Raw genomic sequence first — 14,982 nt, 5'->3', positions numbered from 1 at the left:
CCTTAGCCTCTCGCGCCCGACGCTGCCGCGTCCACCGCAAGCCCGGCCCTGCGAAACGTGACGACACAAGTTCGCCCCTCAAGGGTGAGCCGGGATGGGCGACACATACGATATTTCCGAATTTCGGTAAAGTGGAATATTTTTGCGGGGAGGGATTGACGGGGTGGCGGTGTTTTGCCCGACGGGCAGCTTCCGCTTAGGCGGCGCGATGACGGCTTGATAAACAATGCTCGAATTTCGGCAGCGCAGAGACACAACGACCAGAGAGAGCGTGTGTGCGTGTGCGCAAGCCCTCGCTGCGAGGGTAGCCTATTTCGGGATCGTCTCCTTGAACCAAAGAAAAATTTGCCAGATGCCGACGCCGATGGTGATTGCCGTTGCGAATAGTCCAATAGCTTTCGCGTAGCGGCTCTCGAAAATTCGATCCAACGCGATGCCAAACCCGCGCGATGCTGTGCGCAACTTTCCGGAAACAAGCTTACGAATAGCAGAATGCAGGAAGCCAACTTTGCTCAAAGTCGAATTGTGCATTCTTATGAATTCATTGTTTTGAAAGGCCTGCACCTCTTCTTCGCCAGTTAAAAAATGCCGGTGAATACCTCCGTTCAATTCCATCAGTGATTTCAACTTCGGATGAGATGCATAGTCGCCACCATAGCGATCGGCCAGCAGGTCATTGAGATTCAACCTTCGTTCGACCGGAATCACAGGCGCATCATTACCACCCAGAACCCTGTACCGATGCTCCAAGTGCTCGAAACCATAGGTAAGGTTTCGCATATTCCAATGAATCCAATATTTATCTCGTCGGTCGCGTATAAACGCGTAGAAGCTTCTTAGCAATTCGCGCTCTACCTCATCGAAACGATCTCGAACAAATTCGCGAGGTATGCGGAGCTCTTCAGCTACTGCATGAGTTGAAAAACTAACCGTCTGCTCTGTTGCGTAGTGAGTAATGGCTATCGATGTGATGCGCGGGGAAAGAGCCTCATTGTCATCATATAAACTTTGACAGGAATAGTGAATAACATAAAAGTTTTCTGGGTGCGCCTTTGTCTCTCTCATAAACTCGGCGCTGTTGACCTTGCCCCCAAGTTTTATCCAGTTCTGAGTTCGCTCCGGTGGTTGGATTTGCCCGGTTGGGCGGTGGGAGCGACGGGAGCTGGCGCGGAGCCTTCGGCATAGCGCAGCGCCAGATCCCGTCGCGGATGGCAGGTGAAGGCGAACTCGGACGGCGTTTTCCATCCGAGCTGAGAGTGTGGTCGTGCGTCGTTGTAATCGGCCTGCCAGCATCCGAGCGCGACGCGGGCCTGGGCCAATGACGTGAACAGCGTCTCGTTGAGCAGTTCGTCCCGCAGCCGTCCGTTGAAGCTCTCGATGAAGGCATTCTGCATGGGCTTGCCCGGCGCGATGTAATGCCATGCGACGTGGCTCTGATCGGCCCAGCTCAGGACGGCGTTGCTGGTGAGCTCGGTGCCGTTGTCGCTCACCACCATCCTGGGCTTGCCGCGCTCGATCATCAGCCGATCCAGTTCCCGTGCCACCCGAGTGCCCGAGAGCGAGGTGTCAGCCACCAGAGCCAGGCACTCGCGCGTGCAATCATCAACCACGGTCAGGATGCGGAAGCGGCGGCCATCCGTGAGCTGATCCGACACGAAGTCGAGCGACCAGCGATCGTTGGGGGCCATCGGCACCGTCATCGGCGCCCGGGTCCCGATCGCCCGCTTGCGGCCGCCACGGCGACGAACCGCGAGCCTCTCTTCCCGGTAGAGCCGGAACAGCTTCTTGTGGTTGACCAGGTAGCCCTCCCGCTTGAGCAGAACATGCAGGCGTCGATAGCCGAAGCGACGGCGCACCTCGGCGATCGCCCTCATACGTTGGCGCAGGGCGACATCATCCGCGCGGCTCGTCAGGTATCTGATGGTCATGCGGCAACAGCCGATGGCTTTACACGCCCGCCGTTCGCTCATCCCGTGGGCCCCCTTGAGATGCGCGACAGCTTTCCGCTTGGCCGCGGGCGTCACCACTTCTTTCCCAACAGGTCCTTCAGCGCCGCGTTGTCCAGCATGGCATCGGCCAAAAGGCGCTTCAGCCGCGTATTCTCGTCCTCCAGCGTCCTTAGCCGCTTGGCTTCCGAGATCTCCATCCCACCAAACCTCGCTTTCCATTTGTAAATGCTGGCGTCGCTGACGCCGTGCTTGCGGCACAGATCGGCGACCGAGACGCCGGCCTCGTGCTCCTTCAAAATCCCGATGATCTGTTCTTCCGAAAAGCGGCTGCGCTTCATGCTCTGGTCCTCGTTTGGGCCAGAGCGAACTTCAAACTGGATTAAGCCCGCGGGGCAAGGTCACCAGCGTTGGAGCAGCCGGAGTACAGTCTCGAATGAACCAGCACTGCTTCTTGAACCAGTCAATATTATCCTGAGTTGCCGTCAAGGCTGCAGCAGACGAAGCACCGTCGGCACGTAGCAATGTCCTATCCCGCAAACTGTAATCTGCATGCATCCGTTGCGGCGACGACATAGGAACGGTCGTGTTCCTTTTCCTTACCGAACATGCTGCAAAGCGAGAAGGGCCGTCCCACCGGCATTGGGGGGAACTCCCAGCCAGTCGGCAACTTTCTTGGATCGTCAAGCCCCCAATCAGTCAAACGCTTGTCCTGAATGGCTTTATCGATCGCAGTATAAAGGCTGAAATCGGACCGCCGAATAATCTCCATGATTGAAGTCGATCCGCTTCTCTCGATTACGCTCCAAGTCTTGGAGTTGTCGACCGTCGGCTTCCAATCGGGGATATTGCCGAGCAAGCCGTCATCCCCTCCCTTACACGCCATCTGAGATCGATCGCAGAGATCTTTGGCAGAGATTTCCTCCTCGTTTTGTGCGTCGTACCCTACTTTTGCATGGCCATCCCCGGCGCCGGATTTGAACTCGAGCGCCGCTTTGAGCTTTTCCTTCACGTCAGCCGTTGACTGCTTTGCCTGGCTGATCATCTCCGCTTCGAAATGTTGCACGCCGCCAAGCGTAACGGTCTGAGGCACGTAATGACCGAATTCACTGAAGATCAGCTCAAGCGCCTCGATTATTCGAACTTTGTCTTTTCCGTATTTTTCAAACGCAGCTTTCAATATGTAGGTAAGTTCGGGCGACAGAGATAGGCAGTTTGTCAAAACAAGCTCAGTCTTCTTCCGCGTCCAACGGAGACTGACATAAACCCTTTTGCTGTAAGTCTGGAGCGTTGTATCCTTTTTATACTGGGCGTCGACCGACGCTTTGATGTAGCTCGACATCGCGGATTGAGAGCAAAATTTGTATTTCCCAGATACAGACAGATCAATGATCATGTTTGCGTGAAGCCTGCTTTGCTCCACCGTCGTCTCCACCAACGATTCATCGATTGCATCCGGCCCGCTAATCGCGTTCCTGAACCCGGCCCTGAGATCCCAGTAGAAGGCGGGCCGCGTGGCAAACGCGATTGGATAGTTCGCCGGGTCCAAGGCGTTTCTGATGTCGTACGCTTTGGTCAGCGTCTCCTTGTTCGCGAGGTACAGCCACTGCCAGTCCTCCAAATCAGCCGCGCTGTACCAAGGTGACTTCTTGTCTCGCTTGGCCACGTAGTCTTGCGGCAACTTGAACACCGTGAGCTTTCCGTCTCTTTCTGCGGCGAATTCCGGCCACTTCGCATTGGCAATGTTGATTCGCCCGTCCGGAACCTCCGTACCTTCCTTCGTCTTGTTTGGTTTGTTTTTGTCCGTCTTCTTGACTGCGGCCCCAAGCGCGGCTGCAATGATGTCGATCGCGCTATCGCGCGCCCCGGAATCCGCCAGTTTCTTCCTGGCTGTCGCCTCGACCGTGGTCGGCTTGTCGCCGAGATCGCTGACCTTGGTCAGGTTGGCTTTCTTCAAGGCGGCCTTGGCCTTATCCTTGTCGTCCTGCTTACAACTCGTCCCGTCGATGACCGCGTCGACTGTCCCGTTGTCCTCAGCCACCTTCTTCGGATTTTCTGCACGCCAAGCCGCCAGCAATTCGCCCTTTACAGCCTTATTCACGTCGCCATCCAATTGGACTCCTTCGAGGGCGGAGTCGATCTTTGATCCGGCTGTTTTTTCGTCCTTACCCAGATCGCTGACCAAATTGAGGGTTTTCGATTTAAATGCATCCCCAACCGAATTGATTTTTTCCAGAGGCAGTTTTTCGACGCCCACCAGGAGGTCGGCTATTTTTTGGCTTGCCATTATGATTTTCCTTTTACTTGATCGATTACATCACTTCGGCACGCTCCAAGCAGAATGAGGTTAGTTACATTTATCGCTGACTTCGCAAAAGAAGTAGTCAGCGGGATTCGAACCGCGATTTCTGAAATGAAACCACGCAGATTCATGATTATTTGTGCCGTCAACATTCCAGGTTAACTGGCCACACCAGCCCGACATATCTTTGCCCGGCTTTAACTTGGTCAGCGCGTATACGATGATCTTTCTGGCCTTTTTCGCGCAAAGGGCGGGTGGGTCTTCGTTTGTAACGATCACGGCCCTGTTCGATTTGAACGACGTAAAGCCATTCTTGTAGGGGAGACCTCGAATGTCGTTCGAAGTCTCTCTGGTCTCGGCAACGCTCGAAAACCGAGCCGTCGATGGTCTCATTGATGCGCGACGTCGTGGCCTGCGTTCCCTTCTCCGGCGCTAAGCCGACGGGCCGATAGAAGGGTCGGCTGATGAAGCGGTAGAGACCCCTTCTATCTGCGTCGCTGGAACGAATTGCTGTCGCAGGTCGGAATCGACGGCGTCATCATCAACCGGTACTGGGACAAGACCAAGGGCGAGATGATGGAACGCTGTCTCAATCAGAACCTGCTGCGGGACCTCGCCGGCGAGTCCCTCTCCTGCGCCCACCCTGCCGCTGGCCGATGGGTCAAATCGGCGGCGGGCCGGCATACCCATTGTGGTCATTGCGTCCCGTGCATCATCCGCCAGGCCGCTTTCGATCACGCATGGAGCCGAGGCAGCGATCCCACCGGATATCGGGTCGACATCCACCAGAACCGGTTGAGTACGCAGACGGCGGAAGGCAAGCAGGTGCGGGCGTTCCAATACGCCGTGGCGCGCCTCGCTGGTCGCCCCGATCTCGCCCGCGTCCTGGTCCACAAACCGGGACCGCTGCTCGAGGACATCGCCCACCTCGACGGGCTCGCCGGGGTCTATTCGCGGGGCATTACGGAGGTCGGCGAATTGCTGCGCGACGTAAAGACGTTCTCACCGGCGGCGGAAGCCGAGATGACGGCATGAGACTCGTCGATTTTCACTGCCACCTCGACCTGTATCCCGACTTCGAAGCGCTCGTCGCCGAGAGCGACCTGCTCCGAATCTTCACGCTCGCCGTCACTACAACCCCGAAGGCCTGGCCACGAAACAACAAGTTGGCCTCGTCGACCAAATACGTCAGAGCCGCGCTGGGAATGCATCCGCAGCTGGTCGCGGAACGTTGGCGAGAGATCGATCTCTGGGAAAAACTGCTCGGGGAAACGAGATACGTCGGCGAAGTCGGACTCGACGCCGGTCCCCGCTACTTCTCATCGATGGACCGTCAGATGCAGGTCTTCCGGCGCATTCTTCGCAGCTGCGCCGAGGCCGGCGACAAAATCCTGTCGATCCACAGCGTCAGAACGGCGACCAAGGTTCTCGACCTCATCGAAGAAGAAGTCCCGCAAGGACGGGCGAAGTTCGTGTTTCATTGGTTTACGGGTTCGATCTCCGATGCGAGGCGCGCCGCCGCCCTAGGGTGCTATTTCTCCGTCAACAGTCAGATGCTGGCGACTGATCGCGGGCGGGCGTTGGTGTCGTCCCTGCCGGTTGATCGAATCCTGACGGAAACGGACGGCCCGTTCACGTCGGAAGGCGGCAGCCCGGCCCGGCCGCGCGACGTCGGACGGGCGTTGATGCTGCTCGGTGCTGCGAAGAGCCTCTCACCCGACCAAAGCGCCGAGGTAGTGCTCCGCAATCTGAAGACACTGACAAGCTGAGGGCGAATCTCCGGCTCCGACACACAACCCATTTCGGGAGCAAACTCCTTAGCGGCAACAGAAATGGCACTTCATCGCTCAACTTCCGCCGCGCCCCTGCCGATGGCTTCTTCGCCGCCGCTTCCTTCGCCGGCTTCTTTCCGGCGATCGGCATCAACATCTCTTTCTGGCCCAATCGGCGCGAGCGTGCTCTGCTGCCGCGGGAAGCAGAGTGGACCACATCGGGTTGGCTTGAGATCTCCCGAAACATGGCTCTGGCGGAGAGGGAGGGATTCGCCCCAGGCCTCCGAACAGATCGAAAACCGCAGAAAAAAACAAGGATTTCCGGACAACTACGGGGTTATGTGTACCAGAAATGTGTACCGGAATTGGCCCGCGATGCAGGCAAGCTTCAATGGTGCGTTCGGCTCTGGACGGTAAGTGAATCCTTGAAATGGCGGAGCTAAACGTCAACTGCAGATCGGCACGCAGCAGCAGCGTTGCGATCGGCTGTCCGCAGGTCCTGAGGGGCCATGAGCCGACCACGGTGGTTCGCTTGGACGAGCGCCGTCGGCAGGGGAACTATAGTTCAGGCCTCATCTAGCGCAGCTCATGATGTGCGCGCGCGGGAATGATGGTCTGGCTTCGCAAAGATCAGCCGTTCAGTAGCGCCGCCATCCGACGTCGATCGATAATGCCGGGGTCCGGCGGCAACGCATGACCGTCCAATTCGGCCAGTTTTGCAGCTATGTGCGGCCTAGAGATGACCTCCTGAGGCAGCGCAACGCACATTGCGATTTCAAGCACGCCACGGAACACATCTGCGTCCCGTGATGCAGCAACAAGAAGCCTGGCCATGATCGGGTTGGGTGCCGGTGCCCGCGTGCCCTGTTCCAGGGCGTTCATCTCGGCGATCCGCGCGCGATCCGCAGCGATCTGGTTTCGATAGAACGGGCCGACCTCGCGCTCGGTCGCCGCATCGAAGTCCCGGGAGAATGCTTCGGGATCGTTGATGTGCCGGCGAGCGACGTCTCGGAGCACCTGTGCGTGCAGAAGACCGACGCTCAAGCCCCGCCCGGCGGACGGATTGGTGCACGCCCATGCGTCACCGACGGCGGCGAACCCCGTGATGACGGGTTGACCGTCGACGACAAACCGCCGGTACCGGTCGAGAACCCCTGCCAACAGGCGAACGGGTGTGATCGGCTTGCCATCGAGCCAGTGGGCTTGCTGTGGGCAGGCGGAGACCACACGATCGAACGTGGTCGTATCACGCAAGGCTCGCATCGACCTATTCGTCGACGAGGTAAACAAGGTGACCGACCAGGTGTCGTTGTCCCCGTACGCCGTAACTATCGAGAACAGGCCCTTCGGCGTGAGCGTGCGTCCTGTCCTGCGAGGCCGCCGATGTCCCGAGAAATATCGTGTAAAATAGACGAAGTTGCAGTCTTCGGCTTCTTCGATCGGACTGCGGCCGCCCGCATCGGCGATCCATTCGCCAGCCCGGCTTTGTCGTCCCATGGCGTCGACGATCAGGTCGGCACGAATCTCTTCGCCAGATGTCGTGCGCACGCCTGCGACGTGCGGTACGCCGGGAATGGCCGATGCGCCCGTGATCAGCTCGCGCACCTTGGTCCCCCGACGGATGATCACGTTTGGTGCGGCTTGGGCCATGGCCGCCACCACCCATTCAACGATCGGCCTCCGACCGGCAATACAGCGCATGGCTTCATCGCCAGGGCGCGGCACCCTGTCCGTTATGGTTTGGGGAAGAGAATGACTATCGAGAAAGTCAACCCAAACGCATCCCGCGCGAAGCAGGTCATCTGTCAGCCCAGGCATTTCGCGATCGCTGATCATTCGAAATCGCGAATGGAAACTATGGGGTTGCCTGAATTGGGCAACTCCGGGGCGCTCCCACGAATCCCACCCCTCGATGGAGACGCCAGGCCGATCTGCGGGGTCAGCTTCCAGGACCGTGACGCAGTGGCCGTCGCGACCAAACATGATCGCAGCGCACAATCCAATCATGCCACCGCCGCAGACCAGGACTTTGCTCATCCTTTCTCCCCCAGTTGTCGGGCTTGGCGAGTTCAAGTCGGTAACAGGCGCGGCCTATTTCTCGTCGAGATCCGGCAAGAGTACCCAGCGATGGCCGTCGAAGCGCTGCAGTCGGATCTGCTTGATCGGAATATAATCGGTGGGGCTTGTGCTCAAGGTGATACCAGGCAAGAGCGCAGGCAAGTGCACGCCCGCCAGATGCGTCGCCACGGCCAAGAGGTTCTCTCGCGTCAGGTCGTCACCGCAGCGACGCAGCACTTCGGCGAACAGGGCGGCGTTCGAATAGCCGAGGAATGCAAACTTGTCGTTGGTGTCGCCGCCTGGGTAATAGGCGCGCATGAAGTCAAGCCACGCAAGGTAGTCCGGATCATTTTCCCATTGCGGGTCGCCGACGGTTTTGAAGGACGTCGTCGTCATAATCCCCTTGGACTTTTCGAGGCCCACAGCTGCAAGCACGTCCGTAACCGACGAAGATGCCTGGCTGACAAAACGCGTCGGGTGCCAACCGACCTCAAAGACCTTGCGAAGCGCCTGGGCAGTAGATCTGGGAGTTGCCGCGATGAAAATAGTGTCGGCGCCCGAAGATCGGAGCATCACGACCTGTGAATCGACCGTTGGATCGGTGACCTCATATGAGGCCTTAGCAACGATCCTGCTGCCCGCCTGCGGACCCAATCCTTCCACAAGGCCGGCAACATAGTCTCTGCCGAAGTCGTCGTTTTGATAGAGCACTGCAATATGCGCGTACGGGTTTGCCTGCATGATGTAGCGGGCGGCCAGGGCTGCTTCCGATCGCGCGGGATAGATCAGCGACATCGTCCACGGGAAATGGCCGGGATCGTTCCAGCGCGAGGCTACCGTCTGGATGAATAGATGGGGAACGTGGTTCGAGTTCAGGTACTTTTGAATCGCGGCATTAGTCGCGGTTCCGAGGGATCCCATGATGGCCAACACGTTGTCTTGCTCAACCAGACGACGGGTCTGCTCCATCGTCTTTGCGGGACTGTAGTTGTCATCGAGCGAGATGAACGTGATACGGCGACCATTGATACCGCCGCGCTCGTTGATCATCCTGAAATACGCGGCTTCACTCTTCCCGAACACGCTCAGGGCCGAGACCGGCCCGCTATAGGGCATCGTCTGCCCGATCTTGATTTCAACGTCACTCACGCCGGGACCGTATTTCCCTTGCGCCTGTGCGATCGAAGAGCAGCCGACCCAAATGAGAACGACGGTCCCTAGCAAGATCTCGAGCTTATGTGTCATCGCCCGCCGCCTCCAAGCGATGAGCATGCCACACCGGCCGGCCCGATCCCCACCAGCCAGCCCAGCAACTCCACCGCAAAGCGCGCGAAGGAACAGCGGCCAGCCCATCCAGGCATTGAAGGCTGGATCGCCGGACCGCAGCGACGTCGGCTCCGTCGCCGCCGGTCGCACGACAGCGCAGACGGGCCATTGTGCGCCGGTCCCTCCTTCGCCCTCTCGTCTGGTCCAAAAGCCGTTGGTGGTTCGCATGGCCTGCTCGCTCATGGCATTCTACCCCCTTAAAGAACGATGGTGTTGCCGCTGCGCTCCAGATGCCGCATGATCGGCGAGGCGCACGACCAAGTCTTGCAGCAGCCATGAAAAACTCTGATGGAGTTCTGAAATCGGCGCCGGCCGCCTTTGTCTTCGGACCATTCCGGCTCGATTGCCGCAGGCGCGTGCTGGAGCGGGATGGCACGGCGCTGCCCATCTATCCGCGCGCCTTCGACGCCTTGGTGACACTGCTGGCAAACCGCGACGCCCTGATGAGCAAGGCGAATCTCCTGGACAGGCTCTGGCCGGATTCGACGGTCGGGGAAAACAGCCTCGCGCGGATCGTGTCCGATCTCCGCAAGCTGCTGGGAGACCACGGTGACGCGATCGTGACCGTCCCGCGCCAGGGCTATCGTTTCGACGGCGCGGTGCGAATCGAAGCCCCGACAGAGCCGTCGGCCGAGGCGCGCACAGTGATCGCGGTGTTGCCGTTTCAAACAATGGGTACCGAGACTGACCCGTTGCTGGCCCTCGGGTTGAGCGATGCGCTGATTGCCCGATTGAGCCAGGCCAAGGCGCTGGTCGTCCGCCCCACTACCGCTGTCGCGCACTACCGGGATGACGCCGTGCCGCTGGCTGACGCGGGACGGGCGCTTGAGGCCGACCTTGTCGTCGCCGGCCATGTCCGCCGGCAGGGCGAGAGACTTCGTACGACCGTGCAGGTCCTGGACGTGGCAAGCGGCGCGACGGTCTGGGCCGAACAAGTGGACGATAATGGGGCCGACATCTTTCACCTGGAAGACGCGATCGCCCAGCGGGTCGCCGCGGCACCCATGCTCCGGCATTTTGTTTTTCCAGAACGGATCAGGACCAGCGATGCGCGAGCTTATGAACTCTACCTTCAGGCCCGCGCACTGATCAGCCAGCGCACCATCGAGTCGCTCGCGCGAGCCGGCACATTTCTGCAAGAGTCCGTGGATCGTGATCCACGATTTGCGCTCGGCCATTCCGCGCTCGCCGAGACCTACATGCTCCGCAGCCTGGCCAGCATGGTTCGCGATTCCCGCCCCGCGATCGAATTGATGCCCTTGGCGAAGGCCGCGGTCGGCGAGGCTCTTGCGATCGCGCCGAACCTGCCCGAGGCCATTACGATCGGCGCCTTTATCGGCTTCTGCTATGATTGGACCTTTCGCGCGGCCGAGCAGTCGATCGTTTACGCGCTGCAACTGGCCCCGGGCAATTCGATGGCACATCACTATTACGCCATCGGCTTGAGCGCGATGCGACGGCACGACGAGGCACTGGAGCAAATCCGGACAGCGCGAGAGCTTGACCCGACCTCGACCGTCGTCAACGTGAATGTCGGGGCTACCCTATACTGGGCCGGCCGTTTCGATGAAGCCTGCGCCCAGTTGAAGAGCGTGGTCGCGATCAACCCCGATTCGGCCTACGCCCGCTTCCGCTTCGGCCTGGCGCTGGATGCGGCTGGCCGCTTCGATGAGGCAGTTGCGACCTTCGACGCACTGATTGCCATGCCGGGGGCGAATATGCATGGCACTGTGGGGCGCGGCCATGCCCTCGCCCGCGCGGGACTGTTACGCGATGCACGGCGCGATCTCGATCGGCTGCACGTCATGGCCGGCGAGTGCTATGTGTCCAGCTTCTATCTAGCGGAGATTCACTGCGCGCTGGGGGAAACGGACCACGCACTGGTCCTGCTGGAGCAGGCCCTGGGCGAGCGGCCGGTGATGATGATCTCGCTGTTAAACAATCCGAAATTTCAACCGCTGGCGGACGATCTTCGCTTTCGCCGGATCGTCGGCGAGGTAGGACTCGTTTGACTAGCCCGGTCTCCAAAATCTCTCAATGATCGCGTCCCGGTCATCTTGAATCCAAGTTTGTCCACATAAAGGATCGCTGGGACCCTTGCAGGAGCGGGCTTGCTTTATCAGACCCAGGTGAGAAGCTCACGGAATGTGTTGCGGCGATCAGTTGACTGCGGGCGTCGCCATCCGGATAGTTCGGCCGTGCTCTCGCTCCTTGGACATGTGTTGGTTTTGGACGTGGGCGCATTTGCCCTTCAAGGGCCGCCCACTTCAGAGGCAGCGCGTCCACTCTCGCAGGCCCGAGGTCAGCTAAGGATCAACATGCAAAAAACTCAATGCGTGCAAGTCTTCTGGGTCACCCTCTGAAAGCGGACACTCCGCGACGTAATCGGCATGTCTCAATGGGCCATGAACCGACATGCTTGGCTACACGGCCTTGGTAACCAGCCGTGCAACCGCATCGACGATCTCCCCGGAGTTCGATCGGTTTTCTCTAGAAGCTGAACCTCGGCAGCGAGGAGCAACCCGCCATTGGATGGCGCTGGAGCGCCGTCTGCTTCAGTTCATCGCGTAGCTCTCGCCATCAGGCAAACCGGGACACCGTTGATCGCAGCATGCTCGTACGTCTCCCAGCCAAGGCGCGCATAGAGGGCTTCGTTCTTCGGCGTGAAAAGATAGATCTTGTCGAACCCAAGGCGATCGGCTTCTGAGATCGCGGCCATCGCAAGCTTTGAGGCAATGCCTCTGCCTCGTTGCTCCGGTGGCACAAACACCGACGACAGCCAGGGCGTGAGATGTTTGCGGGTTAATGTAGTCGCGGCGATGTTGGCCGAGCCGACGAGATCGCCCTCGTCGTTTGAGATCGCCACCAGGGAGATCGGCAGCCGCGCCTTATCGCTGGCGCCTCTCAGCCGCTCGGCACGTTGCTCCAAAGTGCCGTCGGGGCTCAGATAGCCAAACTCCGCCTGCTGCCATGCCGCAACGGTCGGAATGTGATGCTTGTGGTCGAGCAGGTGATGGATCTCGATACTCATCTCGTGGCCTTCGTCTTTTAGACGCGTGAACACCTTCAGGCTGTGTGACATTTCGAACGCACGTCGCATAGATAAGCAGCTGACGTCTGTCCAGCGCCCCAAACCTTGGACTTACGCCGTCTTTGTCATTCTCGACCGACCCTGCGGGTTTGGCTGGCGTTCGATGATCTGCTTTTCCCGACACCGACTAAGTCTAGTGCGTGGCAACGAAATGACGCGAAGGGCCATGTGTGGACATAACAGTATCGACGGTTAACTGAATCGGCGCGCCACGGGCGATAAAGTGGGCGCTACTCTTTCGCCGTAGCCATATACCGCGGCCCCGTCACGCTTTCACCCGACATCAGGGACGGGCTGCGAATTTGCAGGACGGCGCGTGCACATCCAAACGCGATCCCGAATGACCGTGCATATCTGGAATTTGTAGTCGCTGAAAAAGCTCTGGATGCCTCTCCGCTTCGCCTTGGCGTGCTCAGGATGAAGACGCCATTCCTGCAAGGCCTCCTCCGTTTCGAATTCGACGATCGTCACGCGCTCCCCGTCTTCGGCGACAAAACCCTTGTGGGAGACGTAGCCGGGAATCGTCCTCGCCAGCTCGCTCATATGCTTTGCCATCGGGCGATACTCATCCTCGACACCGGGATTGAGCCGGGATCGAAATATGGTGACGATCATTGGTCTATCTCCTCATTCTGACGGATCCAATTTGTTGCATTCAGCGGGGCTGATGTAGGCGACCAGGCAACCAGCAAAACATCGCGCCGATCGCCTGAGCGCGCTCGGCATGCGCGCGGCGAATGATGCGCCGCTTGAGCGCTTCCCACTCTTTGGGCGACAGCGATTCGAGATCGATTGATCCAATGTAGGATGCATCACCGTCGGCCATGTCCTGCTCCATAGTTTGTGCCGTGCTACCGGGACCGGCGGCGCAAGCTTTACGTGCGAACCGAAATCACATAAAATGAATAATAATGATGTTTTTATTCTCGTGGAGAGATGGATGGACTTATCGGATCTCCGCATCTTCAGCATGGTGGTGCGGCACGGCGGTGTGACGCGTGCCGCCGAGCGGCTGCATCGCGTACAGTCCAACGTGACCACGCGTATTCGGGGGCTCGAGGAGGATTTGGGCGTTGCGCTTTTCATTCGTGAAGGCAAGCGGCTTCATCTCGCGCCCGCTGGCCAAATGCTGCTCGATTATGCCGATCGTCTGCTGGCGTTAGCCGATGAGGCGCGTATGGCGGTGCAGGACCCACGCCCGCGCGGGGTCTTTCGCCTTGGCGCCATGGACAGTACGGCGGCCGTCAGGCTCCCCGGACCTCTCGCCGAATATCACCGGCTATATCCCGACGTCGTCTTGGAATTGCGCACGGGAAATCCGACGCAACTGGGTACTGCAATTCTTGCTGGCGAACTCGATGCTGCGTTCGTTGCCGAGCCCATCCCCGACGAGCCGTTTGAGAAGGCTTTCGCGTTCGAGGAAGAGCCGGTCATCGTTGCGGTTGCCGATCATCCACCGGTCGGCAAGAAGGGTGCGATGCCACGTACCATCATTGCTTTCGAGCACGGTTGTCCGCATCGCAAACGGCTGGAGGATTGGTACACTAAGCGTGGCGAGATGCCGGAGCGAACGATCGAGCTTGGCTCCTATCCTGCCTTGCTGGGCTGCGTCGTCGCCGGCACGGGCGTGGCACTGTTGCCACGCAGCGTCTTAAGTACGTTTCCCGATAGCAAGCGACTGTCGGTCCACGCGCTGCCGCCAGGCGAGAACCGGGCCGAGACCGTTCTCATCTGGCGCAAGGGAGCGGTCTCGCCGAACATCCGGGCTTTGCAACAGCTCGTGAGCGGCAACAAGCGGACGGGCAGGACGAGGGCCAAAAGTAAAGTCTGAGATCGGCCGCGAGTCGTAGGGTGTAAATCGGCGTGGGGTCCCGACGCCGATCGGCACGATAAGTTCTTGATACCTTCGATATTAGAGGGTGATGTTTCCGAGCCGATCTACACACTGGCGCAAAGCAGGAGAAGGAGCGCGCGCTCCGCCTAGTATCTCGCTGCGCCGCGACTGCATTCCGACCCGCACATGAGAGCACGCCCGTCGGCCGTGCGAACAGACCACTTCCACCTGCCGCGTCTGCGCCGCTTCAGCACGATGTCGAACGCCGCGAAGCGGTCGTCGCCAACCCGGCCGGTCACGCCGCGAACCTAGGCAAGCCGTCACGGAGCTCGTCCAGCAGCCGCTGCTCGCATTCGATCCGACTTCTGTAAAGTTCGCGCTCCTTCTCAGTCTTCGCCCTCGCCAGCAGCAGGCGATAGTGGCTGATAACCTTCTCGCTGCCGCGGATCAGCATGTCTCGAAGGCCGCTCATGACACCGCTCCCATGCTGGAGGAGGAAGACAAATCCTTCGAGGGGAATGTCACCGGTAAGGTCTCGGCAACCCTTTCAATTACCCACAAGCGCCTGATTCAATTGCGGGAGGCTTCGATCGAAGAATCTTGAATCGGATGAATCGCTTGTGATTCATTGTTGAGCACCTGAATCGCGAGCG

General features: G+C 59.2%; 13 protein-coding genes. 4 read left to right on the top strand and 9 right to left on the bottom strand.

Annotation, left to right across the window (positions count from 1 at the left end; all coding sequences use genetic code 11):
• Positions 1–309: 309 nt before the first annotated feature.
• From AC629_RS23060 to AC629_RS23045, 3 genes are all read right to left on the bottom strand, one after another.
• Positions 310–1,065: a hypothetical protein gene (locus AC629_RS23060; RefSeq protein ID WP_084807263.1), complete on the bottom strand. Its 756-nt coding sequence runs from the start codon at positions 1,063–1,065 to the stop codon at positions 310–312.
• A 32-nt stretch (positions 1,066–1,097) separates the two neighbouring features.
• Positions 1,098–2,287 (bottom strand): IS3 family transposase gene (locus AC629_RS23055; protein ID WP_143199373.1). Its coding sequence is split into 2 segments (ribosomal slippage): positions 1,098–2,038 and positions 2,038–2,287, totalling 1,191 coding nucleotides; the frame shifts between segments, so codons are not numbered across the junction.
• A gap of 188 nt (positions 2,288–2,475) precedes the next feature.
• Positions 2,476–4,233: a hypothetical protein gene (locus tag AC629_RS23045; protein WP_084807260.1), complete on the bottom strand. Its 1,758-nt coding sequence runs from the start codon at positions 4,231–4,233 to the stop codon at positions 2,476–2,478.
• A gap of 522 nt (positions 4,234–4,755) precedes the next feature.
• Between AC629_RS23045 and AC629_RS23040 the strand changes: the two genes are divergently transcribed.
• Both AC629_RS23040 and qatD read left to right on the top strand, forming a co-directional pair.
• Positions 4,756–5,283 carry a hypothetical protein gene (locus AC629_RS23040; protein WP_084807259.1) on the top strand — a complete coding sequence of 176 codons (528 nt, stop codon included), beginning with the start codon at positions 4,756–4,758 and terminating at the stop codon, positions 5,281–5,283.
• Positions 5,280–6,017, top strand: a complete 738-nt coding sequence (qatD, locus tag AC629_RS23035; RefSeq protein ID WP_084807258.1) for a Qat anti-phage system TatD family nuclease QatD — start codon at positions 5,280–5,282, stop codon at positions 6,015–6,017. Before AC629_RS23040 ends, qatD begins: the two co-directional genes overlap by 4 nt.
• A 633-nt stretch (positions 6,018–6,650) precedes the next feature.
• Here the strand turns inward: qatD and AC629_RS23030 are convergent.
• Together AC629_RS23030 and AC629_RS23025 are read right to left on the bottom strand one after the other, a co-directional pair.
• Positions 6,651–8,057: an FAD-dependent oxidoreductase gene (locus tag AC629_RS23030; protein WP_143199372.1), complete on the bottom strand. Its 1,407-nt coding sequence runs from the start codon at positions 8,055–8,057 to the stop codon at positions 6,651–6,653.
• Between the two features lie 54 nt (positions 8,058–8,111).
• Positions 8,112–9,323, bottom strand: coding sequence for an ABC transporter substrate-binding protein (locus AC629_RS23025; protein WP_084807264.1), 1,212 nt, complete (start codon positions 9,321–9,323; stop codon positions 8,112–8,114).
• Between the two features lie 356 nt (positions 9,324–9,679).
• On the opposite strand from AC629_RS23025, the gene AC629_RS23020 reads away from it, so the two are divergent.
• Positions 9,680–11,416 carry a winged helix-turn-helix domain-containing protein gene (locus tag AC629_RS23020; protein WP_168195570.1) on the top strand — a complete coding sequence of 579 codons (1,737 nt, stop codon included), beginning with the start codon at positions 9,680–9,682 and terminating at the stop codon, positions 11,414–11,416.
• A gap of 548 nt (positions 11,417–11,964) precedes the next feature.
• Here AC629_RS23020 and AC629_RS23015 read toward each other — a convergent pair.
• From AC629_RS23015 to AC629_RS47035, 3 genes are all read right to left on the bottom strand, one after another.
• The gene (locus tag AC629_RS23015) at positions 11,965–12,435 is read right to left on the bottom strand and encodes a GNAT family N-acetyltransferase (protein WP_168195569.1); all 471 of its coding nucleotides are present in this window, start codon (positions 12,433–12,435) and stop codon (positions 11,965–11,967) included.
• 333 nt (positions 12,436–12,768) lie between these two features.
• Positions 12,769–13,110, bottom strand: a complete 342-nt coding sequence (locus AC629_RS23010; protein WP_084807254.1) for an antibiotic biosynthesis monooxygenase family protein — start codon at positions 13,108–13,110, stop codon at positions 12,769–12,771.
• Positions 13,111–13,150: 40 nt separating this feature from the next.
• Positions 13,151–13,321, bottom strand: coding sequence for a globin family protein (locus AC629_RS47035; protein WP_168195568.1), 171 nt, complete (start codon positions 13,319–13,321; stop codon positions 13,151–13,153).
• A 75-nt stretch (positions 13,322–13,396) separates the two neighbouring features.
• Between AC629_RS47035 and AC629_RS23000 the strand changes: the two genes are divergently transcribed.
• Positions 13,397–14,326, top strand: coding sequence for a LysR family transcriptional regulator (locus AC629_RS23000; protein ID WP_210419096.1), 930 nt, complete (start codon positions 13,397–13,399; stop codon positions 14,324–14,326).
• A 298-nt stretch (positions 14,327–14,624) separates the two neighbouring features.
• On the opposite strand, the gene AC629_RS47030 is transcribed toward AC629_RS23000, so the two are convergent.
• Positions 14,625–14,801 carry a hypothetical protein gene (locus AC629_RS47030; RefSeq protein WP_168195567.1) on the bottom strand — a complete coding sequence of 59 codons (177 nt, stop codon included), beginning with the start codon at positions 14,799–14,801 and terminating at the stop codon, positions 14,625–14,627.
• Positions 14,802–14,982 lie beyond the last annotated feature (181 nt).

It is taken from the genome of Bradyrhizobium sp. NAS80.1 (genome assembly GCF_001908205.1).
GTDB lineage: Bacteria > Pseudomonadota > Alphaproteobacteria > Rhizobiales > Xanthobacteraceae > Bradyrhizobium.
This window is presented reverse-complemented; position numbering and strand designations above follow the sequence as displayed.